21 protein-coding genes and 1 tRNA gene are annotated in these 23,690 nt (G+C 69.7%); 7 read left to right on the top strand and 15 right to left on the bottom strand.

Annotated elements, in window-relative coordinates; translation table 11 throughout:
- Positions 1–25: 25 nt before the first annotated feature.
- The 13 genes from FFT10_RS16335 to ispB form a co-directional block, all read right to left on the bottom strand.
- On the bottom strand, positions 26–2,350 hold the full coding sequence (locus FFT10_RS16335; RefSeq protein WP_228027143.1) for a patatin-like phospholipase family protein: 2,325 nt from the start codon (positions 2,348–2,350) through the stop codon (positions 26–28).
- Positions 2,340–3,959, bottom strand: a complete 1,620-nt coding sequence (locus tag FFT10_RS16330; protein WP_137733905.1) for a DUF1631 family protein — start codon at positions 3,957–3,959, stop codon at positions 2,340–2,342. Before FFT10_RS16330 ends, FFT10_RS16335 begins: the two co-directional genes overlap by 11 nt.
- 172 nt (positions 3,960–4,131) lie before the next feature.
- On the bottom strand, positions 4,132–5,781 hold the full coding sequence (gene groL, locus FFT10_RS16325; protein WP_137733904.1) for a chaperonin GroEL: 1,650 nt from the start codon (positions 5,779–5,781) through the stop codon (positions 4,132–4,134).
- Positions 5,782–5,831: 50 nt separating this feature from the next.
- Positions 5,832–6,122: a co-chaperone GroES gene (groES, locus tag FFT10_RS16320; protein WP_054018942.1), complete on the bottom strand. Its 291-nt coding sequence runs from the start codon at positions 6,120–6,122 to the stop codon at positions 5,832–5,834.
- Positions 6,123–6,307: 185 nt separating this feature from the next.
- Positions 6,308–10,030: a DUF748 domain-containing protein gene (locus FFT10_RS16315; RefSeq protein WP_137733903.1), complete on the bottom strand. Its 3,723-nt coding sequence runs from the start codon at positions 10,028–10,030 to the stop codon at positions 6,308–6,310.
- Complete coding sequence (locus tag FFT10_RS16310) at positions 10,027–10,236, bottom strand: DNA gyrase inhibitor YacG (RefSeq protein ID WP_137733902.1); 210 nt, start codon at positions 10,234–10,236, stop codon at positions 10,027–10,029. The genes FFT10_RS16315 and FFT10_RS16310 overlap by 4 nt, the downstream gene beginning before the upstream one ends.
- Entirely contained in the window at positions 10,233–10,988 is a 756-nt protein-coding gene (zapD, locus tag FFT10_RS16305; protein ID WP_137733901.1) for a cell division protein ZapD, read from the bottom strand. The genes FFT10_RS16310 and zapD overlap by 4 nt, the downstream gene beginning before the upstream one ends.
- Positions 10,989–11,074: 86 nt before the next feature.
- Positions 11,075–11,686 carry a dephospho-CoA kinase gene (gene coaE, locus FFT10_RS16300; RefSeq protein ID WP_228027142.1) on the bottom strand — a complete coding sequence of 204 codons (612 nt, stop codon included), beginning with the start codon at positions 11,684–11,686 and terminating at the stop codon, positions 11,075–11,077.
- On the bottom strand, positions 11,683–12,615 hold the full coding sequence (locus FFT10_RS16295) for a prepilin peptidase (RefSeq protein WP_137733900.1): 933 nt from the start codon (positions 12,613–12,615) through the stop codon (positions 11,683–11,685). Before FFT10_RS16295 ends, coaE begins: the two co-directional genes overlap by 4 nt.
- A 3-nt stretch (positions 12,616–12,618) precedes the next feature.
- Positions 12,619–13,839 (bottom strand): type II secretion system F family protein, encoded by a 1,221-nt coding sequence (locus tag FFT10_RS16290; protein WP_137733899.1) that lies wholly within the window; start codon positions 13,837–13,839, stop codon positions 12,619–12,621.
- Between the two features lie 83 nt (positions 13,840–13,922).
- Positions 13,923–15,677: a type IV-A pilus assembly ATPase PilB gene (gene pilB, locus FFT10_RS16285; protein ID WP_137733898.1), complete on the bottom strand. Its 1,755-nt coding sequence runs from the start codon at positions 15,675–15,677 to the stop codon at positions 13,923–13,925.
- A 145-nt stretch (positions 15,678–15,822) separates the two neighbouring features.
- A tRNA-Pro gene (locus FFT10_RS16280) sits at positions 15,823–15,899 on the bottom strand.
- Between the two features lie 14 nt (positions 15,900–15,913).
- Positions 15,914–16,855 (bottom strand): octaprenyl diphosphate synthase, encoded by a 942-nt coding sequence (gene ispB / locus FFT10_RS16275; RefSeq protein WP_137734019.1) that lies wholly within the window; start codon positions 16,853–16,855, stop codon positions 15,914–15,916.
- Positions 16,856–17,141: 286 nt separating this feature from the next.
- On the opposite strand from ispB, the gene rplU reads away from it, so the two are divergent.
- The 4 genes from rplU to proB all read left to right on the top strand — a co-directional run bounded on the left by rplU (position 17,142) and on the right by proB (position 20,032).
- Entirely contained in the window at positions 17,142–17,453 is a 312-nt protein-coding gene (rplU, locus tag FFT10_RS16270; RefSeq protein ID WP_137733897.1) for a 50S ribosomal protein L21, read from the top strand.
- 36 nt (positions 17,454–17,489) lie between these two features.
- Positions 17,490–17,747, top strand: a complete 258-nt coding sequence (rpmA, locus tag FFT10_RS16265; protein ID WP_137733896.1) for a 50S ribosomal protein L27 — start codon at positions 17,490–17,492, stop codon at positions 17,745–17,747.
- Between the two features lie 88 nt (positions 17,748–17,835).
- On the top strand, positions 17,836–18,921 hold the full coding sequence (gene cgtA, locus FFT10_RS16260) for an Obg family GTPase CgtA (RefSeq protein ID WP_137733895.1): 1,086 nt from the start codon (positions 17,836–17,838) through the stop codon (positions 18,919–18,921).
- The gene (proB, locus tag FFT10_RS16255; RefSeq protein WP_137733894.1) at positions 18,914–20,032 is read left to right on the top strand and encodes a glutamate 5-kinase; all 1,119 of its coding nucleotides are present in this window, start codon (positions 18,914–18,916) and stop codon (positions 20,030–20,032) included. The genes cgtA and proB overlap by 8 nt, the downstream gene beginning before the upstream one ends.
- Before the next feature lie 7 nt (positions 20,033–20,039).
- Here proB and FFT10_RS16250 read toward each other — a convergent pair whose 3' ends face one another.
- Both FFT10_RS16250 and FFT10_RS16245 read right to left on the bottom strand, forming a co-directional pair.
- A complete protein-coding gene (locus FFT10_RS16250) occupies positions 20,040–20,813 on the bottom strand; it encodes a hypothetical protein (RefSeq protein WP_137733893.1) in 774 nt (257 codons plus the stop codon).
- 31 nt (positions 20,814–20,844) lie between these two features.
- Complete coding sequence (locus tag FFT10_RS16245) at positions 20,845–21,552, bottom strand: TetR/AcrR family transcriptional regulator (protein ID WP_137733892.1); 708 nt, start codon at positions 21,550–21,552, stop codon at positions 20,845–20,847.
- Positions 21,553–21,673: 121 nt separating this feature from the next.
- On the opposite strand from FFT10_RS16245, the gene FFT10_RS16240 reads away from it, so the two are divergent.
- Genes FFT10_RS16240 through FFT10_RS16230 form a run of 3 tightly spaced genes read left to right on the top strand, consistent with a single transcriptional unit; the run spans position 21,674 to position 23,667 of the window.
- Positions 21,674–22,618 carry an ABC transporter ATP-binding protein gene (locus tag FFT10_RS16240; RefSeq protein ID WP_137733891.1) on the top strand — a complete coding sequence of 315 codons (945 nt, stop codon included), beginning with the start codon at positions 21,674–21,676 and terminating at the stop codon, positions 22,616–22,618.
- Positions 22,615–23,379, top strand: coding sequence for an ABC transporter permease (locus tag FFT10_RS16235; RefSeq protein WP_174246120.1), 765 nt, complete (start codon positions 22,615–22,617; stop codon positions 23,377–23,379). The genes FFT10_RS16240 and FFT10_RS16235 overlap by 4 nt, the downstream gene beginning before the upstream one ends.
- 21 nt (positions 23,380–23,400) lie before the next feature.
- Complete coding sequence (locus FFT10_RS16230; RefSeq protein WP_137733890.1) at positions 23,401–23,667, top strand: BolA family protein; 267 nt, start codon at positions 23,401–23,403, stop codon at positions 23,665–23,667.
- The last annotated feature ends 23 nt before the right edge of the window (positions 23,668–23,690 follow it).

Raw genomic sequence — 23,690 nt, 5'->3', positions numbered from 1 at the left:
ACGCGGCCTGAACGGGTGTGGCCGGCTAGGGTCTGCCGATGGACAGGGCCAGCCCGGCCTGTCCCTTGGGCGCGTAGGTGATGCCGACGTACAACGGGCCGATGCCGGTGTCCGCGCCCAGGTACACGCTCATGCCGGTGCGCAGGCCGCGCAGCGCGATGTCGCTGCGGTCCATCCAGGTGTTGCCGGCCTCCAGCGTGGCGCCGACAAAGAAGCCGCGGGTCAGCGTGGGCGCCTGGCTGAGCCGCAGCGTCCAGCCCAGGCGCACCAGCAGGGCATGGTTGCCCAGCAACTGGCCGTTCTGGTAGCCCGACAGGCGGTGGAAGCCGCCCAGCACGTAGCGGGCCGCGCCCGAGCTGATGTTGCTCTGTTGCGAGGTCTGCGCCAGCAGGTGCAGCTCCAGGGTGTGGCGGCCGACGCTGCGCACCGCCGTGCCCTCGGCCTCGACGCGGTAGAAGCTGTCGCGCAGCGCGCCCTCGCGGCGGCCCAGCCACAGCTCCAGCGCGCCGCGGTAGCCGGCCGTCGGGAAGTTGGCGTAGTCCAGCTGGTCGACCACCGCCTTGGCGCGCAGCGCGTTCTCGGTCCAGTCGGCTCGGCGGCTGCCCACCACCACGCCCAGGTCGCCCGACAGCAGCAGCAGCCGGTTGTCCAGCGAGACGCGCGACCAGCCCAGCCGCAGCTCGCCGAACTCGCCCCAGGGCTGGCCGATGTCCAGGCCGATGGTGCCGGTGGTGCGGCGGAAGGTGGCCAGCTCCTGCGCGGTGTCGGGTTCGAAGATGGTGCGCCGCTGCCGCTCCAGGCCGGCATGGGCGGCCACGAACCAGTCGCTGGCACGTGACGAGGTCCAGGCCAGCGGGTGGTACAGCTCGGTGGACAGCCGCGGCACCTCGCCGATCTGCAGCCGGTTGCGCCACTCGGTGCCGTTGCGGGTGAGCCAGTGGCTGTTGTGGCTGATCTTCAGGTTGAAGGCGCTGCGCCCGCTCAGGTCGGTGCTGAGGTCCAGGCCCAGGCTCAGGTAGTTCGGGCCCCAGGGCTTGTCTTCGAGCTCGAACACCAGGGTCTCGCCGTTTTCGCCGCGCGGGCCCGGCGCCAGGGTGTAGTCGGTGCGCGCGTAGTCGCCGCCGGCGGCCAGGCGGGCGGTGTCGCGCTCGGCCACGGCCGGATCGAAGGGCTGGCCGGGCTGGCTGTCGAGCATCTGCAGCAGGCGCTCGGGGTTGGTGACGGTGCTGCCTTCGATGCGCACCGCGGCGATGCGGGCGCCCGCGCCATGGCGATCCGGACGCGGAGGCGTCGGGCGCCAGCGGGCATAGGCCTGCGCGTCCAGCGCCAGCGGCGCCAGCCGGTCGCTGCGCCCGCGCGCGCCGGCTTCGCCCAGGGCGAAGAAGTCACGGGCCTGGCTGAAATCGCCCGAAGTCAGGGTGCCCAGCGACGGCGCGATCAGCACATCGGCTGGCCCCAGCGTGGCCAGGCTGCGCTGCACGTTCTGCTCGGTCAGCAGGTTCAGCATCTGGGCGGTCAGGCCCACCGCGGAGCTCAGCGTCTCGCGCCCGCCGGGCGGCGTGCCGATGTTCACGGCGATCACCACGTCGGCGCCCAGCGCGCGCGCCACATCGATCGGCAGGTTGTTGACGAGGCCACCGTCGCCCAGCACCCGGCCGTTGACCTCGGTGGGCGAGAACACGCCCGGCACGCTCATGCTCGAGCGCAGCGCCAGCGCCAGGTCGCCGCTGTCGAGCACCACGGCCGCGCCGCTCTCCATGTCGGTTGCGACGGCGCGGAAGCGGATCGGCAGCTGGTCGAAGCGCTGCACATCGCGCACCGGCAGGGTGTAGCGGCGCAGCAGCGATTCCAGCCCGCGGCTGGAGACGGCACTCAGCGGCACCTGCAGCTCGCCGTTGCGCCAGCCCAGCTCGACCAGCGGCGAGATCTCGAAGTCTTCTTCCTTGCGGCGCTGCGACAGCTGCGGCCGCGCCACCCGGGTGGTGAACAGGTCGGCCCAGGCCACCGCCTTCAGCTCGCGTTCGAGCTCGGTGGCCCGCATGCCGCTGGCGTACAGACCGCCGACGATGGCGCCCATCGACGTGCCGGTGATCACGTCGATCGGGATCTGCATTTCCTCCAGCACCTTCAGCACACCCACATGGGCCAGGCCGCGCGCGCCGCCGCCCGACAGCACCAGGCCGATGCGCGGCCGGCCCAGCGACGGCAGCACGCTGGCGGCCGCCGGTGCCGATGCAGCGGCGGCCGGCACCCCGGCCGCCGCGACCTGGGCCTGCACGGTGCCGGCCAGGGCCGCTGCCGCCAGCAGGCACGCAGCGCGCCAGCGGCCGGCCCGCCGGCTACAGCGCACGCATCACCTTCTCGGCCGAGCGGCGCACCAGCGAGCGCACCTTGAAGGTGTGGGCCAGGCCTTCGGACTGCAGCCGGGCCAGCGCGCGCTGGCGCACCGCGAACAGCAGCTCGGTGGCGGGCTCGCGCAGCAGGGCCAGCTCATGCTGGCCGTCCTGCCACAGCGACACCAGGGTGCGCCGCTCGCCCTGCAGGTAGGCGCGCACCGTGGCGCCTGGTGGCAGCCCGGTGCTGGCCAGGGTGCCGCCTGTGGCCGATGGCGGCTCGGCCATCAGCGCCGCGGGCACGGTGTCCAGCGTGGCGATGTCCAGCGGCATCGCCCCGGTGGTGGCCGACGCCTGGTCGGCGACGATGCGCTCGAGCTTGTCGATCTCGGGCTGGGCCGCCGCGATGGCCTGGTTCAGCGCATGGCGCTGCGCCGCCAGCAGCCGCTCCAGCGCCCAGGCGAAGCCGTGGCTGTCGCGCGGATCGGCCTGGGCCAGGTGGTCGACCAGGTTGCGGCCCAGGCCCAGCAGGCGCAGGCGCTGGCTGGGCGTGCACAGCGCGAGGTCGTGCGCCAGCTGGTCCATGAAGCGCCACAGCGCATGGTCATAGCGGTCGAGCAGCGACGGGTCGCGCAGTGCCACCCGCAGCGCCGTGGGCTGCAGCCGCTGCATCAGCGCCACGGTGTCGGGCGCCAGCCGCAGGTCGCCCTGGATGGCCTCGAACAGCCGCGCCAGCAGCTCGATCAGCTGCGGGTCCGGCGCGGCGCTGCCGCTGGCGGTTGTGGTGGTGGCGGCGATCGGGGCAGCCGTGGCGGCGGCGGAGACCGCGGCAGGGGCACGCTGCGGCGCCGCCGGCAGGCTGCCCAGCGGCATGGGCATGCTGCTGCGCAGCACATGCAGGTCGTCGGGCACCTGGTAGCGGGCGGTGGTCTGGTGGCCCCACACCGTGCTGCCGCTGGTGACGATGGTGCGGTAGCTGGCTGGCTCCACGCCCTGTTCCTCCAGCCGGCGGCAGGCGGCGGCATAGGCGCGCTGCAGGATGGTGGCCAGCGGCTGGGCCGCGTCCTGCAGGAAGGCGGCCATCAGCGGACGCGCCATCGGCAGCTGCTGCACGCCGTCCCACAGCGCGCGCACCATGCGTTCGGGGCGGAACGGATTGGTGTCGCGCGAGACGTTGGCGTCGTTGACCAGTGCCGAGGTGTAGGTCTGCAGCTCGCGCAGCACCACTTCGGCCTGCAGCTTGACGGCCTGGGTGCAGCGGGCGATCTCGATGTCGACGGCCACGTCGGCCTCGTCGATCAGCGACAGCGAAGGCTCGGCCACCAGGCTGGCGCTGCGGCGCGGCGCCGCCGGCTTGGCGGCCCCGCGCGGCGGGACGCTGCCGCCGGGCTGCAGCGCGCGCAGGTCCTCCTGGGCGCTGAGGCGCAGCACGGCCAGGGCGCGGGCGGTGAGCTCGTTGCGGTGCTGCTGCAGCACGCGGGCCGGGTCGATGCCGCTGCCGCGGCTTTGCCCGGGCAGGCGCTCGCGCCAGCGCTGGTGCACCGCGTCGATCACCAGGTCCAGCGTCATCGGCACGCGCAGCAGTTCCTCGTCGATGAAGTCCTGCAGCGTCGGGCGGGTAGGCATGGCGGCGATTATCAATGGCCCACCGCGGCCGGTGCCCCGGTGATAACGGGAAATGCGGCTGGCCGCAGGCCTTGATCCTGGCGTTGGACGCCCCAATGAGAACGGGCCACCCGAAGGTGGCCCGTCCGTGTGCAGCAGGGGCTGCGGAGGCGGCAGGCCGCCTCCGATGGACTTACATGTCCATGCCGCCCATGCCACCCATGCCGCCCATGCCGCCGGGCATGCCGCCGCCGGCCGCTTCTTCCTTCGGGGCCTCGGCCACCATGCACTCGGTGGTCAGCATCAGGCTGGCCACGGAGGCAGCGTTCTGCAGCGCGGTGCGGGTCACCTTGGTCGGATCCAGGATGCCCATTTCGATCATGTCGCCGTAGGTGTCGTTGGCGGCGTTGAAGCCGTAGGTGCCCTTGCCTTCCAGCACCTTGTTGATCACCACGCTCGGCTCGCCACCGGCGTTGGCCACGATCTCGCGCAGCGGCTGCTCGATCGCGCGCAGCACGATCTTGATGCCGGCTTCCTGGTCGTGGTTGTCACCCTTGATGGTGCCTGCGGCCTGGCGGGCACGCAGCAGGGCCACGCCACCACCGGCGACGATGCCTTCTTCCACTGCAGCGCGGGTGGCGTGCAGGGCGTCTTCCACGCGGGCCTTCTTTTCCTTCATCTCGACTTCGGTGGCGGCACCGACCTTGATGACGGCCACGCCGCCGGCCAGCTTGGCCACGCGCTCTTGCAGCTTCTCGCGGTCGTAGTCGCTGGTGGCTTCCTCGATCTGGATGCGGATCTGCTTGACGCGGGCTTCGATGTCGGCAGCGGCACCGTTGCCATCGATGATGGTGGTGTTTTCCTTGCCCACTTCGACGCGCTTGGCCTGGCCCAGGTCGGCCAGGGTGACCTTCTCCAGCGTCAGGCCCACTTCCTCGGCGATGACCTTGCCGCCGGTCAGGATGGCGATGTCTTCCAGCATGGCCTTGCGGCGGTCGCCGAAGCCAGGCGCCTTGACGGCCACGACCTTCAGGATGCCGCGGATGGTGTTGACCACCAGGGTCGCCAGGGCTTCGCCTTCGACTTCCTCGGCGATGATCAGCAGCGGACGGCCGGCCTTGGCCACCTGCTCCAGCGTGGGCAGCAGGTCACGGATGTTGCTGATCTTCTTGTCGAAGAGCAGAACGAACGGGTTGTCCAGCAGGGCCGACTGCTTCTCGGGGCTGTTGATGAAGTAGGGCGACAGGTAGCCGCGGTCGAACTGCATGCCCTCGACGACGTCGAGCTCGCTGTTCAGGCTCTTGCCGTCTTCGACGGTGATCACGCCTTCCTTGCCGACCTTGTCCATCGCGCTGGCGATGATGGTGCCGACTTCCTCGTCGCTGTTGGCCGAGATGGTGCCGACCTGGGCGATTTCCTTGGAGGTGGTGGTGGCCTTCGACTGCTTCTTCAGCTCGGCGACCAGGGCGATCACCGCCTTGTCGATGCCGCGCTTCAGGTCCATCGGGTTCATGCCGGCGGCCACGTACTTCATGCCTTCGCGCACGATGGCCTGGGCCAGCACGGTGGCGGTGGTGGTGCCGTCACCGGCGTTGTCGCTGGTCTTGGAAGCGACTTCCTTGACCATCTGGGCGCCCATGTTCTGGAGCTTGTCCTTCAGCTCGATTTCCTTGGCCACCGAGACACCGTCCTTGGTGACGGTGGGGGCGCCGAACGAGCGCTCGAGCACCACGTTGCGGCCCTTGGGGCCCAGGGTGACCTTGACCGCGTTGGCCAGGATGTTCACGCCTTCGACCATGCGGACACGGGCGTCGGAACCAAAAATGACGTCTTTAGCTGCCATGTGTATTTCTCCGGATTCAGTTCAGGGGGTGTCTTCGCGGGGGAGAAGGATTACTTCTCGACCACGGCGAAGAGGTCTTCCTCGCGCATCACCAGCAGCTCGTCGCCATCGACCTTGACGGTCTGGCCCGAGTACTTGCCGAACAGCACGCGGTCACCCACCTTGATGTTCAGGGCGACGAAGTCACCCTTGTCGTTGCGCTTGCCAGGGCCGACGGCCAGCACTTCGCCCTGGTCGGGCTTCTCGGCGGCGTTGTCGGGGATGACGATGCCCGAGGCGGTCTTGGTTTCTTGCTCGAGGCGCTTGACGATCACACGATCGTGCAAAGGACGAAGTTTCATCGTATCTCCTTGGGTCACTGAGGATTGGCTGTCGCCTGCGGCGGGCGGTGCCACGCGGCAGGCAGCGGGAACGAACCGGACGGTGCCGGGATTGTTAGCACTCATACCAAGCGAGTGCTAGCAATGATTATAGGGGCGCCGATCCAGCTTTCAAGAGGGGCCCGGCCACGAAGGCCCGGCAGCACCTAGCGGGCGACGCTGAGGTTCAGGCTGACCGACGGCACCCAGGCGGCGTCGCCCTCGCCTGACAGCCGCAGCTTGGGCGCGGCCAGGAACAGCCGCTCGGTGGGCAGGCCCTTGGCGATCAGCGCGTCGCGCACCGCCAGGCCGCGCTGCAGCGCCAGGGCGCGCATGGTGTCGTCGTTGACGGCGATGCCGGCCAGCAGCCGGGCTTCCATCTCGGCCGGCGGGATGTCCTTGAGCTGGTTGATCAGGTTGCGTGGCCGGTCGGGCAGCGGCGTCGCCTGGTACAGGCGCTTGAGGGCGGCCGCGCGCTCGGCGGCGGTCAGCGGCGCCGGTGGCGCGGCGGCTGCCGAGGCCGCAGCGGCCGGCGCCGGCGGCGCGCTGCGCGCCCGGTCGCGCCGGGCCTCGGCGGCCAACCGCTCGTCGAGCAGGCTGCGCCGGGCGTCGTCGCGCTCGGACACGGTGTCGGCGGCACCGGTGACGGCCATGGTCAGGCTGGGGCGCTCCTGCAGCGCGGTGGCCACCTTGTCCAGCGCGCTGCGGCCGGCATCGGTGATGCGTGCGGTGCCGGGGGTGAACTGCACCTGGCTCAGGTCGTCGGCGCCGCCGCCGGCCAGCAGCGAGAACGGCGCCGTCAGCGCCTTGCCCAGCAGGTTGACGATCACCTTCCAGATGATGGCGCCGACGCTGAACTGCGGGTCGCTCACCGTGCCGCTGACCGGCAGGTTGATGTCGATGACGCCGTTGCGGTCCTTCAGCAGCGCCACCGCCAGCAGCACCGGCAACTGGGTGGCGCTGGGCGATTCGACCCGTTCGCCGAAAGTGAGCTGGTTCAGCACGACCTGGTTCTTGGCATCGAGCTTGCCGTCGGCGTCGATGCGGTAGGCCACGTCCATGCTCAGCTTGCCGCGCTCGATGGCATAGCCGGCGTACTTGCCGGCATAGGGCGACAGCGGCGCCAGCTCCAGGTCGGTCGCCTTGGCGCGGATGTCCAGCGCCAGCGGCTGCACCGTGGGGTTGAGCTGGCCGCTGATGTCCAGCAGCGCGGTGTCGGCCGCCCGGCCGCGCAGGCTGATGGTGGCCATCTCGCGGGTGCCCGAGCGCAGCGCGCCGACCGTGCCGTTCAGTTCGGTCAACCGGGCGCTGTAGTTGGGCCGCACAAAGCGGTCGCTGAAATCGACGCGGCCGTTGCGCAGCGTGGTCTGGCCCAGCGCCAGGTCGATCGGCAGGCCCGGGTCAGCAGCGGTGGCGCTGGCGGCCGGTGCCGGGGCCGCAGCCGCCACCTCGGGCTCGGTGGCTGCGATGTCCTGCAGGTTGAAGCGGCCCTGCTCGGTGATCACCAGTCGGCTGTAGAAGTCGGTCAGCCTCAGTTCGCGCACCTCGATCTGCGGCTTGGCGGGCGGGCGCAGCGTCACCGACAGGCCCTGCAGCGCCAGCGATTCCCAGCTCAGCAGCTCGCTGCCGGCGGCCTCGCCCGGGCCGGGGCGGGTGTGCAGCATCACCTCGGTGATCTGCAGATCGCCATCGGTGTTCAGCTGCAGGCCGGCCGGCGTCGACAGCGCGCGCAGTTGCAGCGACAGGCTGGCGTCGGCATGCAGCAGCGCCGCCGGCAGCGCATCGTCGGCATAAGGCACGAACAGATGCACCGGGAGTCGGTCGAGCTGCAGCCGGCCATCGGCGAGCAGCGGCACCAGACCGACGCGGCCAGTCCAGTCGATGCGGCCGGGCGGCACCACTGCCCCGGGCTGGCTGGGCGCGCCCAGCCTGGCCGACAAGCGCAGGCGTGACGGCGGTGTCTTGGCCGTCGCCGGCCAGGCCAGACCCTGCCACTGCACCGCCAGGCCCGACAGTTCGGCCCGCAGCGGCTGGCCGTCGGTGGCGGCCGCGGCATCGGTCCAGGCCAGGCGGCCACCCTGGACCGCCAGGGTCTGCAGCGCCAGGCGCCAGTCCGGCCCAGCAGGCGTTGCATTGGAGGTGGACGCAGGCGCCGCCGCGCCGGGCGCAGGCTGCGGCAGCCAGGCCGACAGGTCGATCTGCCCGTCGGCCAACCGGGCCAGCTGGGCGGCAGGCTGGTCGATGCGCAGCGTGCCCACGGCCACTTGCCGCGCCAGCAGGTCGATGCGGGCATCGGCCAGCTGCAGCGACTTCAGCCCCGCCAGCCGGGTGGCCTGGCGGCCGGTGCCGGCCAGCAGCTGCAGGTTCTGCAAGGTGGCATCGTCCAGCTGCAGGGCCAGCGCGGCGGGCTCGGCCGCCCAGCGCAGCTGGGCCTTGGCCGCCAGCTGGCCGCTCAGCCGCGGCTGCAGGGCGGCGGCGGTGTAGGGTGCCAGCGCGGCGAGGTCCAGGCCGTCCAGGCTGAGGGTCAGCGCCGCCTGCTGGTCATTGGCCGTGCCGTCGATCGCCAGGCTGGCTGCCGGGGTGGTGCCAGCGGTGGCCCCGCGGTGCAGCGCCGCCTTCAGCGCCACCGGCACCGGGCCTGGCGTGGGCCAGCGGATGTCTTGCAATTGCAGCGACACGCCGGCCAGGGTGTAGTCGGCAGCCGGGCGCAGGCTGGCATCGTGCCAGCGCAACTGGGCCTCCTGCAGGCCGATGGCCGCCAGCGACAGCTGCCAGCCGCCTGCGGGCGCAGTGGTGGCGCTGGCGGGTGCCGCCGGCGCGGCGGCCGCGGCCGGCGCCTGCAGCTGCAGCAGGTTCAGCCGGCCCTGGCCGTCGCGCGCCACGTCCAGCACGAGGCCGTCGATCTGCAGCCGGCCGAAGGCCAGCTTGCGCACCAGCGGCTGCACATCGGTCAGCTCCAGCGACAGGGCCTGCCAGGCCGCCAGCGGTGCGTTGCCCGGCCCGGCGACAGCGATGTCCCGCAGACCGACGCGGCCCTTCAGCGCCACCGTCGGCGTGCCCTGCGGCGGCGCGACGAAGTGCAGCTGCAGATCGCTGGCCAGGCGGCCACGCTGCAGCCGCACCGGCAGACTGGCGGGCAGATACGGCAGCCAGGGCGCCAGGTCCAGGTCCTGGAACTGCAGGCGCAGGTCGCCGCTGCGGGTCTCGGCGAACGGCAGGGCCTGGCTGCCGGTGTCGAAGGCCGTGCCGTTGAGCCGGAAGGCCAGGCGCGGCTGGGTGTGGATGACGGTGTCGCCGGGCAGGTTCGACAGGAAGGGCAGGCTCAGGCTCAGCGCCTGCACGGCGTGCACCCGCCCCACCGGCTGGTCGTCGAAGCGCAGGTTGCCGTTGCGCAGTGACAGGTTGTAGAGCGCGAAGCGGGCCGGTTCGTCGGACGGCTTGGCCTGCGGCGACGGCGTGAACCGGGCGATCAGGTCGTCGATGTCGAAGCGGCCGTCGCCGGTGCGGGCCAGGCGCAGCTGCAGGCCGTCGATGGTCAGCGCGTCGACCACCGGCGCGCGGTGGCGCAGCGCCATCGGCAGGTTCAGGTCCAGGTGCAGGCGGTCGATCTGCAGCTGCGGCGGCGCGTTGACCGCGGCAGCGCCGATGCGCAGGCCCTGCAGCTCGACGGCCATCGCCCAGGGGTCGAAGCGGGCGTCGGCCAGGCTGACCGGCCGGCCGAGGGCCTCGCCCAGCCGCGGCGGCAGTTGCGACTTCAGCAGCGCCGGCACCCCCCACCACGCCGCAACGACCAGCAGGGCCAGGATCGCCAGCAGCCACCCCAGGCGCCTGGCCCAGCGGCGCCAGGCCGGTGCCGCTGCCACCGGCGGGGGGACTGCGGCGGTGTTCACGCGCCGTCGGGCAGGGTGTCGTCGTCCTCGCGGCCGGGCGGCGCGGCGACGCGGTAGCTTTCGTTGGCCCAGGCGCCCAGGTCGACGCCACGGCAACGCTCGCTGCAGAACGGCCGCGACGGGTTGCTGGGCGCAAACACCGCCGGCCGCTTGCAGGTGGGGCAGGGCACGCGGCGGGGCTCGGCGGCGGGTGGGTTGGCGGTCATGCGCACAGCGACAGTTCGAACGGCATGTCGACCGCCGCGGGGCGCAGCCGGCCGTCGGTGTCCGGGCGCATCAGCCGCACCTGCACCATCAGCCGGTGGCCGGTGATCTCGGGCACCAGGCCGTCGCTGCCGTCGATGCGCAGGCGCAGCAGCTGGTAGCTGCGGCCCTGCGGCAGGCTCTGCTGGAACTGCCCGCCCTGGCTGACCACCTTGTGCGGCACGCCGGCATCGCGCACCAGGCCCAGCAGCAGCTGCAGCGCCTGGGCCAGCGGCTCCAGCGTGGCCACCCAGCCCAGCAGGTCGGCGCGCCGGCTGGCAGGCGCATGCTGCTGCCAGGCGTAGTAGACCGGCAGGTCGAACTCGCAGGTGCCGCCGGGGATGTTGATGCGGCTGCGCACGCTGGTCAGCCATTCATGCCCGGCCAGGGCCTGGCCGGCCTTGCCGGGCTGCTGGTTCAGCGCCTGGAAGGCCGCATCGATGCGCCCGATGACGCCATCCAGCGCAGCCTGCGACACCTGCGGGTTGCTGCGGTAGGCCACCAACTGGGCCTTGTGGCGCTCCAGCTCCTTCAGTAGATCGCTCTTGAGATCGGCGCGGGCGGCCACGTCCATGATCTCGAACATCGTCACCAGGGCGAAGTGGTGGTCCACGGCCGCATCCCGCGGCAGCAGCTGGCCCAGCCGGTCAAACAGGTGCTCCAGCCGGAGCATCGTGCGGATGCTCTCGTTGAAGGGGTATTCGTACAGGACCAAGGGGCTTCCTCGTGGCACAGGCCGGGTTGCAGCCGTGGCTGGCTGACCCGCCGGCGTGGCCGATTGTTCCACAGCGTCCGCAGGCTTCAGCCTGTGGCCGGCCCGATCCAGCAGGCCCACAGCTGCGCCACTTCGGCGGCCAGCGCGTCGCGGCTGAGGCCGTCGTTGAACAGCACCGCGTCGGCCAGCGCCCGGCGCTGTTCACGCGTGGCCTGCTGGGCGATGACGCGGCGCACCTGCTCGCCGGGCCAGCCCGAGCGGGCCATCACCCGCTGCACCTGGGTCTCGGTGCTGCAGTCGACCACCAGGATGCGCTGGCAGGCGGCGCGCCAGTGGCTGGCGGCGCTGAGCAGCGGCACGTCGAACACCACCACGCCGTGGGCAGCCGCCGCCTGGCGCTGGGCCTCGGCGCCGATCATCGGGTGCAGGATGCCTTCGAGCGCGCGCTTGGCATCCGGGTCGGCGAACACCAGGCTGCGCATGCGGGCACGGTCGAGTGCGCCGCTGGCATCGGCCACGTCATCGCCGAAGCGCTGGCGCAGCGCCGGCATGGCGGGGCCTCCGGGGGTGGTGAGGCTGTGGGCGATGGCATCGGTGTCGACCAGCGTGGCGCCATGCGCCACCAGCAGGGCCGACACCGTGCTCTTGCCGCTGCCGATGCCCCCTGTCAGGCCGATGTGGCGGATGCCGTTGCTCACGGGATCGGCCACAGCTGGCTGAGCTGGGTGCCGAAGAACAGCGCGCAGACCCCGCCGCCGACCAGGTAAGGCCCGAACGGGATCGGCACGTTGCGGCCATGCCCGCGGGCCACGATCATGAAGATGCCGACCACCGCACCCACGGCCGACGACAGCAGGATGATGCTGGGCAGCGCCTGCCAGCCCAGCAGGGCGCCCAGGCCGGCCAGCAGCTTGAAGTCGCCCTCGGCCATGCCCTGCACGCCGCGCACCAGCTTGTAGACGAAGGCCACGAACCACAGCGAAAAGTAGCCGAAGAAGGCGCCCAGCGCGGCATCGGGCAGCGCCACCGGCGTCCACGTCAGCCAGGCCGCCACCAGGCCCAGGCCGATCAGCGGCAGGGTCAGGTCGTCGGGCAGCAGGGTGGTGTCCAGGTCGATGAAGGCGGCGGCCACCAGCAGCGCCAGCGCCAGGCAGTAGACCGCGGCGGCGGGGGTGGGGCCGGCCAGCCAGCCGGCACCGGCGAACAGCAGGCCGGTCAGCGCCTCGACGATGGGGTAGCGCGCCGAGATGCGGGTGCCGCAGGCTGAGCACTTGCCGCCCAGCCGCAGCCAGCCCAGCAGCGGGATGTTCTCGTGCCAGGCCAGCTGGTGGCCGCACTGCGGACAGCGCGAGCGCGGGCGCGACAGGCTCATCGCCGGCAGCGCCTGCACGTCGGCGGCCAACGCCGCGCCCTGGCGGCCCAGCTCGGCGGTGCGCTGCGGGCTGCTGCCCAAAACGCGGCCGATGGCCGCCTCATCCTGCAGGTAGCCGGCGGCATCACCCAGCCATTCACGTTCCAGCAGCTGCGGCAGCCGGTGGATCACCACGTTCAGGAAGCTGCCGATCACCAGGCCCAGCAGACCCAGCACCCAGGGTGACAGCAGCACCTCCGCCGACGGGACCCCCATTGGTCAGACCACCTGGCCGATCTGGAAGATGGGAAGGTACATCGCCACCACGATGCCGCCGATCACCGTGCCCAGCACCACGATGATGATCGGCTCCATCAGGCTGGACAGGCCCTTGACCATGTCGTCGACCTCGTCCTCGTAGAACTCGGCCGCCTTGCCCAGCATGTGGTCCAGCGAGCCGGATTCCTCGCCGATGGAGGCCATCTGGATCACCATGTTCGGGAACACGCCGGTGCTCTGCATCGACGTGGTGAGCGCACTGCCGGTGGACACGTCGCGCTGGATCTTGGTGGTGGCCTCGGCATACACCGCATTGCCCGAGGCGCCGCCCACCGAATCCAGCGCCTCGACCAGCGGCACGCCGGCGGCGAACATGGTCGACAGCGTGCGTGTCCAGCGTGCGATGACCGACTTGTTGATCAGCGGGCCGAAGATCGGCAGGTTCAGCAGCAGCCGGTCCATCACCATCTGCATCTTCACCGATCGCTTCCAGCTCTGCATGAACATGTAGCCGCCACCACCGATCAGGCCGAAGATGATCGGCCAGTAGGCGACGAAGAACTCCGACATCGCGATCACCATCAGCGTGGGTGCCGGCAGGTTGGCGCCGAAGGAGCTGAACACCTCCTTGAAGGCCGGGATCACCTTGATCATGATGATCACGACGACCAGGAAGGCCACCACCAGCACCGCGATCGGGTACATCAGGGCCGACTTGATCTTGCTCTTGATGGCGAGCGTCTTCTCCTGGTAGATCGCCAGGCGCTCGAGCAGCTGCTCCAGGATGCCGCCGGCCTCGCCGGCTTCCACCAGGTTGCAGTACAGCGCATCGAAGTGCATCGGGTGCTTGCGGAACGCCGCCGACAGGCTGGTGCCGGTCTCCACATCGGAGCGGATGTCGCCCAGCAGCTTGGTCAGCCGCGGGTTGGTGGCGCCGCGGCCGACGATGTCGAAGGCCTGCAGCAGCGGCACGCCGGCCTTCATCATCGTGGCCAGCTGGCGGGTGAAGAGGGCGATGTCCTTCTGCTTGATCGAGCTGCCGCCGCTGGTGCGGCGCTTCTTCACCTTGGTCAGCAGGATGCCCTGGCGGCGCAGGTTGGCGCTGACCTGGGCCTCGCCGCCGGCGCGGATCTCGCCGCGCACCACCTTGCCGTTCTTGTCCCGGCCTTCCCACTCGAAGACCAGTTCCTTGACGTTTCTCGCGGCTGTTGCAGTCGCCATGCGTGCTCCGGATCGGATGGGTTGCTGCGGTGCTCAGGGCGCGCCGCGGCGTTGTGGCCGGCGGCGATGGACCATCGGCGCCGTCACTGGTTGGTCACCGCGATGACTTCCTCGAGCGTGGTCACGCCCAGGCGCACCTTGACCAGGCCCGACTGGCGCAGGTCGCGCACGCCATCGCGCTGGGCCTGCTGGGCAATGTCCATGGCCGTGCCTTCGCTGAGGATGATGCGCTGGATCGCCTCGGTCATCGGCATCACCTGGTAAACGCCCACCCGGCCCTTGTAGCCGCTGTTGCAACTGTTGCAACCCACGGCGCGGAACGGCTTCCAGGTGCCGTCCAGGTCTTCGGGGGTGTAGCCGGCGCGCAGCATCGCCTCGCGAGGGTAGTCGGCCGGCGTCTTGCAGTTCTCGCACAGCCGGCGCGCCAGCCGCTGGGCCGTGATCAGGATCACGCTGCTGGCGATGTTGAACGGCGCCACGCCCATGTTCAGCAGCCGGGTCAGCGTGGTCGGCGCGTCGTTGGTGTGCAGCGTGCTCATCACCATGTGGCCGGTCTGGGCGGCCTTGATGGCGATGTCGGCGGTCTCCAGGTCGCGGATCTCGCCGACCATGATGATGTCCGGGTCCTGCCGCAGGAAGGACTTCAGCGCCGCCGAGAAGGTGAGGCCGGCGCGGTCGTTCACGTTCACCTGGTTGACGCCGGGCAGGTTGATTTCCGCCGGGTCTTCCACGGTGGAGATGTTCACGCCAGGCTGGTTCAGGATGTTCAGGCAGGTGTAGAGCGACACCGTCTTGCCCGAGCCGGTGGGCCCGGTGACCAGCACCATGCCATAGGGCCGCACGATGGCGGCCATCAGGCGCTCCTTCTCGATCTTCTCGTAGCCCAGGGCCTCGATGCCCACCTTGGCGCTGGACGGATCGAGGATCCGGATCACGATCTTCTCGCCGAACAAGGTGGGCAGGGTCGACACCCGGAAGTCGATCGCCTTGTTGCCGAACTTCATCTTCATGCGGCCGTCCTGCGGCACGCGTTTCTCGGCGATGTCCAGCCGGCTGATGACCTTGATGCGCGAGGCGAGCTTTTCCTTGATCGCCAGCGGCGGCTGGGTGATCTCGCGCAGCTCGCCGTCGACCCGGAAGCGCACCCGGTAGTGGTATTCGTAGGGCTCGAAGTGCAGGTCGGAGGCGCGCAGGTTGATCGCGTCGATCAGCATCTTCTGCAGGAAGCGCACCACCGGCGCGTCTTCCACTTCCGCCACCACCTCGGAAGCCTCGGGTGCGCTGGCATCGTCGGTGACGTCGAACTCGAAGTCCTCGGCGGTCAGCGCTTCCAGTGTCTCGGTGGCCGTCGCGCCCTGCGACTCCATGATGCGCGCCAGCTTGTCGTACTCGACGATCACCCACTCGGGCGACAGCTGGGTGGCGAACTTGATGCGCTCGACCGCCTCCTGGTCGGTGGGGTCGGCGCCGCCGATGAACAGGCGGTTGCCACGGCGCCCCAGCATCACCAGCTGGTACTGCACCGCCAGCTTGGGTTCGACGATGTTCTTGGGCAGCCGTTCGAAATCGACCGCCGACAGGTCCAGCAGCGGCAGCGCCAGGGCGGTGGACAGGGTGTGCGCCAGATCGAAGGCCGACACCGCACCCGAGGCGATGACCGCGCCGATGAAGCTGATGCGGCGGTCCTTGGCCGACTTGGCCAGGTCTTCGGCCGCCTTGCTGCTGAGCTTGCCCGCATGCACCAGCACCCGGGCCACGCCAGACAACGACGATTGCGGTGGTTCGACCAGAGTTTCCAAGGCGGCTTCGCGGCAGGTGACGACAGCTGACCGCGCCATGATGACCGATCAATCGTCGACTGTAACGCCTAGAACCGTGGGCATCGGCCACCAGTTCAGGAAGTGGATGGCAGGCGAAGGCCGGGCCCGGACGTGAAAAAGCCCCTGCAGGAGGGGCTTTTCAGTCCGCGAAGGACAACAGATCTGGTCGGGGTGAGAGGATTCGAACCTCCGGCCTCTACGTCCCGAACGTAGCGCTCTACCAGGCTAAGCTACACCCCGATGGTGATGTCGGTTCAGGAGGATCGCTCCACCGACCGAGCACATAAGTTTAGCAGAGCTTGCCGGGCTGCTGAATCGGGCAGTGCAGAAAGTGCTTTCGCCGCGGCATCTGCCTCGTCGCGCGCGGCCTGGCGGGTGGCCTGCAGCGCCCCGGTCTGGCGCACGATGGCGATGATGTCCTGCAGGCGGTCGAGCTCGCCATGCTCGATGGCCTGGCGGATCAGCTGGCGGTCGGCCTCGGAGCTGCGCGCCATGGCCACCAGCAGCGGCAGGGTGGGCTTGCCCTCGCGCAGGTCATCGCCGACGTTCTTGCCCAACGCGTGGGTGTCGCCCTCGTAGTCGAGCAGGTCGTCCACCAGCTGGAAGGCCGTGCCCAGGGCGCGGCCGCAGTCGGCGCAGGCTTCCTCCACCTCGCGCGGGGCATTGGCCAGCACCGCACCCAGGCGGGCGCTGGCCTCGAACAGCTTGGCCGTCTTGTAGCGGATGACACGCAGGTAATCGTCGACCGCCAGGTCGGGGTCGTGCATGTTCATCAACTGCAGCACCTCGCCCTCGGCAATCACGTTGGTGGCGTCGGCCAGCACTTCCAGCACCCGCATGCGGTTGACGCCGACCATCATCTGGAAGGCGCGCGAGTAGAGGAAGTCGCCCACCAGCACGCTGGCGGCATTGCCGAACAGCGCGTTGGCCGTCTGCTGGCCGCGGCGCAGCGAGGATTCGTCGACCACGTCGTCGTGCAACAGCGTGGCGGTGTGGATGAACTCGACGGTGGCGGCCAGCTCGTGCCGCTCTGGCCCGACGAAGCCCAGCGCCTGGGCGACCAGCAGCACCAGACGGGGGCGGATGCGCTTGCCGCCGGCGCTGACGATGTAATGGGAGATCTGGTTGATCAGCGCGACGTCCGAGGCCAGGCGCAGACGGATGACCTCGTCCACCCGCTGCATGTCGGCGGCCATCGGGTCGATGTCGGCCGATGGAGGGGTGAGGAGGTCGTTCACAGAGGCTCGGGTCGAGGGATGACCCTAAATTATAGGGAGCCCCCGCCGACCGGTCCCGGCGCCGACGGGCTGGCCTCAGGGTTGGGGCCGACTCAGCAACGAGACAGCCGCTGGATGCATGAAATCTGCGTGCAAACCCGGATCGTCTGCTATCATCGCGGGTTCCTTCGGCGTTGGCCGAGGGATCGGCAAGCCCGGGCTGGTTGCCGACGTTGGATGGAAGTGAACAACCCCAGAGGCACTTATGTACGCGCTCATTAAAACCGGTGGCAAGCAATTCAAGGTTGCTGCCGGCGAAAAGATCAAGGTAGAACAGATAGCAGCGGACGTGGGCCAGGAGATCGTGATCGACCAGGTGCTGGCCGTCGGAAACGGCGCCGACCTGACGATCGGAACCCCCCTGGTGGCCGGCGCCACGGTGAAAGCCACCGTGGTCTCGCACGGCAAGCACGACAAGGTGCGCATCTTCAAGATGCGTCGCCGCAAGCACTATCAGCGGCACGGCGGCCACCGCCAGACCTACACCGAGCTGGAAATCGGCGCCATCGGCGTCTGAGGCCCGCAACGTCCCGTCATCAGGAGTTTTTGAACCATGGCACAGAAAAAGGGCGGCGGCTCAACCCGCAACGGCCGCGACTCGCAACCCAAGATGCTCGGCGTGAAGGTGTTCGGCGGCCAGACCGTGCCGGCCGGCTCCATCATCGTGCGCCAGCGCGGCACCCGTTTCCACGCCGGCGACAATGTCGGCATGGGCAAGGACCACACGCTGTTCGCGCTGGTCGATGGCCAGGTGTCGTTTGCCACCAAGGGTGCGCTGAACCGCCAGACGGTCATCGTCACCCCGGTCTGAGCTTCAGGCCTGCGGGCCGGCGGCATGCTGCCGGTCTGATCCAAGCCCCGGCCTGCCGGGGCTTTTGCGTTTTTTGGGATGGACCACCATGAAATTCGTCGACGAAGCCACCATCGACATCGCAGCCGGCAATGGCGGCGCGGGCTGCATGAGCTTTCGACGCGAGAAGTTCATCCCGTTCGGCGGCCCCAACGGCGGTGACGGCGGCCGCGGCGGCAGCGTCTTCGCGGTGGCCGACCGCAACCTGAACACGTTGATCGACTACCGCTACGCCCGCCGCCACGAGGCGCGCAACGGCGAGGCCGGCCGCGGCTCCGACCAGTATGGCGCGGCAGCCGAGGACATCGTGCTGCGCATGCCGGTGGGCACCATCGTGCGCGATGCCGAGACCGAGGAAGTGCTGGCCGAGCTGCTGGAGCCCGATGTGCCGGTGCTGCTGGCCAAGGGCGGCGACGGCGGCTTCGGCAACCTGCACTTCAAGAGCAGCACCAACCGTGCGCCGCGCCAGAAGACACCCGGCTGGCCCGGCGAGCAGAAGAAGCTGAAGCTGGAACTGCGGGTGCTGGCCGATGTCGGTCTGCTGGGCCTGCCGAATGCCGGCAAGAGCACGCTGATCACCGCGATCAGCAATGCCCGCCCCAAGATTGCTGACTACCCGTTCACCACCTTGCACCCGAACCTGGGCGTGGTGCGTGCCGGCCCGGAGCGCAGCTTCGTGGTGGCCGACCTGCCCGGCCTGATCGAGGGCGCGGCCGACGGCGCCGGTCTGGGCCACCTGTTCCTGCGCCATTTGCAGCGCACCCGGCTGCTGCTGCATGTGGTCGACATGGCGCCATTCGACGGTGCTGACCCGGTGGCGCTGGCCAAGGGCATCGTCAAGGAACTGCGCAAGTACGACGAGGCGCTGTACGAGAAGCCGCGCTGGATCGTGCTGAACAAGCTGGACATGGTGCCCACCGAAGACCGCGCCGCCCTGGTGAAGGATTTCATCAAGCGCATGCGCTGGAAGGGCCCGGTGTTCCAGGTCTCGGCGCTGGCCCGCGAGGGGCTCGATCCCATGGTGCAGGCCATCTACGAGCACGTGGCCGCGCACAAGGTGCAGGCCCCGCCCGAAATCGACCCGCGCTTCGACGCGCCCACCCCGGTGGCCATGGCGGAGCCCGCCGATGACTGAGGTGCTGAAGCACGCCCGCCGCATCGTGGTGAAGGTGGGCTCCAGCCTGGTCACCAACGAGGGCCGCGGCATCGACGCCGAGGCGGTGGGCAACTGGTGTCGCCAGCTGGCCGCGTTGTCGCAGCAGGGGCGCGAGGTGGTGATGGTCAGCTCCGGCGCCATCGCCGAGGGCATGAAGCGCCTGGGCTGGACCACCCGCCCGACCGAGCTGCATGAGTTGCAGGCCGCCGCCGCCGTCGGCCAGATGGGCCTGGCGCAGATGTACGAGACCCAGCTGCGTGCCCACGGCATGGGCAGCGCCCAGGTGCTGCTGACCCACGCCGACCTGGCCGACCGCGAGCGCTACCTGAATGCCCGCAGCACCTTGCTGACGCTGCTGCAGCTGCAGGTGATTCCGGTGATCAACGAGAACGACACCGTCGTCAACGACGAGATCAAGTTCGGCGACAACGACACCCTGGGCGCCCTGGTGGCCAACCTGGTGGAGGCCGATGCGCTGGTGATCCTGACCGACCAGCGCGGCCTGTATTCGGCCGATCCGCGCAAGGTGCCTGATGCCCGCTTCATCGACGAAGCCGCGGCGGGCGACCCGGCGCTGGAGCTGATGGCCGGCGGCGCTGGCTCGGCCATCGGCCGCGGCGGCATGCTGACCAAGATCCTGGCCGCCAAACGGGCGGCCGGCAGCGGCGCCAGCACGGTGATTGCCTGGGGCCGCGAGCCTGACGCCCTGCTGCGCCTGGCCGCCGGCGAGGCCATCGGCACCGCGCTGCTGGCCGGCACGCCCAAGCTGGCGGCGCGCAAGCAGTGGATGGCCGACCACCTGCAGCTGCGTGGCGCGGTGGTGGTGGACGACGGCGCGGTGCTGAAACTGCGCGACGAGGGCAAGAGCCTGCTGCCCATCGGCGTGACCGAGGTGGACGGCGACTTCCAGCGTGGCGACGTGATCGCGGTGCGCTCGGCCGCCGGCGTGGAGATCGCCCGCGGCCTGGCCAACTACGCCAGCACCGAGGCGCGGCTCATCGCCCGCAAGCCCTCCTCACAGATCGCCGGGCTGCTGGGCTTTGCCAACGAGCCCGAGCTGATCCACCGGGACAACCTCGTCCTGAGCTGAGCCTGAATCAGTCTTCGAGCTCGGCCTTGGCCATCTCGATGTCCAGCCGCTCCATCGCATCGGCGGCGGTGCAGGCGGCGGCCTGGGCATAGAGCTTCTCGGCTTCCTTCATCCGCTTGTCGCCTTCCAGCATCACCAGGCCGTTGGCGTACTCCACCATGCCGATGGCCGAGCCGGGATTCAGCTTCAATGCCTGCTGGAACAGCTTCAACCCGGTGGCGGCGTCGGCCCCCTGGGTGCGGCCCAGCAGCTTGCCCACCTTGTCGATCACCTCGGCATGGAAGGCGCCCAGCGCGATGTGGGCATCGGCATGCTTCGGAGCCAGCTTGATGGTGGTCTCCAGCGCGTTCTTCACCTGGCTGCCCAGGCCCTGGGCCAGTGCCTTGGCCACGCTGATGCCCTGGCCGTAGCGGCCCAGCGCATAGGCCAGCCAGTAGTGGGCATTGGGGTTCTTGGCGTCCTCGGCGATCTGCGCCTCGGCGCGGGCGGCCACTTCCTGGAACATCGCCAGCCGGATCTTCTCGCTCTTCTCCAGGTAGGTGGCGTAGATGCTCTGGGCCTTGTTGGCCACGGTGATGCCGGCGCCGCCCGCCTTCAGGCCGGCGTCATGCGCCTTCTGGAACTCACCGGCGTGGAAGTGGCCCCAGGCGGTGAGCACCGCGGCCTCCTTCGGCAGCGGCTCGGCATCACCGATGTGCAGGCGGGCCCAGTGCTTCTTCAGGCCGGCGGCATCGTGTGCATAGCTGGTGTCGTCGTAGGGAAAGGCGGTCCACTTGGCCATGGTCTTGTCTCCTTGTCGGGTGTCGTGGGTGTCAGTCGTTGCTGCGGTAGGCGCCGGCGATCTGGAACAGGTGCTCGCGCGACTGCGGCTCCAGGTAGGGCATCAGCAGGCTCAGCACGTGGTACGCGCCGCGTGACAGGGCGGCGGCGGCGCTTTCGGGCTCCAGTGCACGGCGCGGGTCGCGCACGTACTCGTAGCTGAGCCAGTAGGTCAGCACCACCACCATGGCGCTGGCCACGGTCTCGCTCTCGCGGCGGTCGATGCGCAGGCTGCTGCCGCGGGTCAGACCATCCAGCACCTGGGCCACCGCACGCGACTTGTTCTTGAGCACGAACTGGAAGTGCGTCTCCAGCCGGCGGTTCTTGCTGAGCAGATCGTTCAGGTCGCGGTAGAGGAAGCGGTACTGCCAGATCAGCTCGAACAGCATGTGGAAGAACAGCCAGGCGTCCTCGACGTTGCGCACGTTGTCGGCGGCATGCAGCAGATCGGTCAGGCCGCGCTCGTAGCGGTCGAACAGCGCGTTGATCAGCTCGTCCTTGGCCGGGTAGTGGTAGTACAGATTGCCCGGGCTGATGCCCAGCTCGGCCGAGATCAGCGTGGTGCTGACATTGGGCTCGCCAAAGCGGTTGAACAGGTCCAGCGTCACTTCCAGGATGCGCTCGGCAGTGCGGCGCGGCTTCTTGGCGGCGGACTTGGCCGTGGGCTTGTCGGCAGGAGCAGGGGTTTTGGCGTCGGGCATGGGACGTTTCAGAGCATCGGCCAATCTAGCACCTCGCGCCCCTGCCGGATGCGGTGGCTGTCCCTGACATGACGCCTTGGCGCCTGCCGCAGGCCAACCCCCTCCCTACAATCGCGCCCCTATGCCCGCCGTCCGCTTCCAACAGGTCGAGAAGACCTACACCGGTGCCCGGGGCACCTTCCGCGCGCTGGCCGGGGTGTCGTTCGACATCCAGCGTGGTGAGTTCTTCGGCCTGCTGGGGCCCAACGGCGCCGGCAAGACCACGCTGATCTCGGTGCTGGCCGGCCTGACCCGGGCCACCGCTGGCCAGGTCACCGTGATGGGCCACGACGTGCAGTCCGATGCCGCGGCCGCCCGCATGTCGCTGGGCATCGTGCCGCAGGAGCTGGTCTTCGACCCGTTCTTCTCGGTGCGCGATGCGCTGCGCATCCAGAGCGGCTACTTCGGGGTCAAGAACAACGACGCCTGGATCGACGAGCTGCTGCAGGAGCTGGGCCTGGCCGACAAGGCCAATGCCAATATGCGCCAACTGTCGGGCGGCATGAAGCGCCGGGTGCTGGTGGCCCAGGCCCTGGTGCACCGGCCACCGGTCATCGTGCTGGACGAGCCCACCGCTGGTGTCGATGTGGAGCTGCGCCAGACCTTGTGGGCCTTCATCGCCCGGCTGAACCGCGAAGGCCACACCGTGCTGCTGACCACCCACTACCTGGAAGAGGCCGAGGCCCTGTGCCACCGCATCGGCATGCTGCGCAAGGGCGAGCTGGTGGCACTGGACCGCACCGCCAACCTGCTGTCGGCCAGTGCCAGCACCATGCTGCGCTTCAAGACCGACCAGGCCCTGCCGGCCACGCTGGCCGCGCAGGCCCGGATCACCGGCCGCATCGTGCAGCTGAAGGCCAAGGACGCGCCCGACGTGGAGCACCTGCTGGCCGTGTTGCGCGAGGCGGGCGTCAGGATCGAAGACCTGGAGATCGGCCGTGCCGACCTGGAAGACGTGTTCGTCGAGATCATGAACGGCGGCCGGCCTTCTGCCGCGCCGGCGCAGCCCCAGGCGGTGCCCGCATGATCCGGCTGGCGGGCGCGCAGACGCTGTTCAGGAAGGAGATCCTGCGGTTCTGGAACGTCGGCTTCCAGACCGTGGCCGCGCCAGTGCTCACCGCGGTGATGTACCTGCTGATCTTCGGCCATGTGCTGGAGGACAAGGTGCAGGTGTTCGACGGCGTCGGCTACACCAGCTTCCTGATCCCCGGCCTGGTGATGATGAGCGTGCTGCAGAACGCCTTCGCCAACAGCTCCAGCAGTCTGGTGCAGAGCAAGGTCACCGGCAACCTGGTGTTTCTGCTGGTCTCGCCGCTGTCGCACTGGGCCTGGTTCGTCGGCTATGTGGGCGCCAGCGTGGTGCGCGGGCTGGCGGTGGGATTGGGCGTGTTCCTGGTCACCGTGTGGTTTGCGCCGCCGGCGTTTGCGCAGCCGCTGTGGATCCTGGTGTTTGCCGCGCTGGGCGCCGGCATGCTGGGCGCGCTGGGGCTGATCGCCGGGTTGTGGGCCGACAAGTTCGACCAGATGGCGGCCTTCCAGAACTTCATCATCATGCCGATGACGTTCCTGTCGGGCGTGTTCTATTCGGTGCACAGCCTGCCGCCGTTCTGGCTGGAGGCCAGCCACCTGAACCCGTTCTTCTACATGATCGACGGCTTCCGGCGCGGCTTCTTCGGCACCAGCGATGTGTCGCCCTGGGTCAGCCTGGCGGTGGTGGGCACGGCCTTCCTGGTGGTCAGTGCCATCGCGCTGCGGCTGCTGAAGACCGGCTACAAGATCCGGCCATGACCGGCGGGCGATAATTGCGCCATGTCTGAACCCACTGCCGACGAGGTGCGCGGCTTCATCGCCGCCGGCCTGCCCTGCCAACACCTGGATGTGGAGGGCGACGGCCGCCACTTCTTTGCCACCATCGTCTCGGCCGAGTTCGAAGGCCTGGCCCGGGTGCGCCGCCACCAGCGGGTCTACAGTGCCCTGGGCGATAGAATGCGCGAGCAGATCCACGCGCTGTCGATGAAGACGCTCACCCCGGCGGAATGGGCAGCCACCCCGGCAGCCCCGCACCACCCCCACTGACACAACACCCGCGGCAGCACGCA

The organism is Pseudaquabacterium pictum, assembly GCF_005403045.1.
Taxonomy (GTDB): Bacteria; Pseudomonadota; Gammaproteobacteria; order Burkholderiales; family Burkholderiaceae_C; genus Pseudaquabacterium; species Pseudaquabacterium pictum.
Note: the sequence above shows the minus strand (reverse complement) of the source record. Positions and strands in the feature narration are given on the sequence as shown.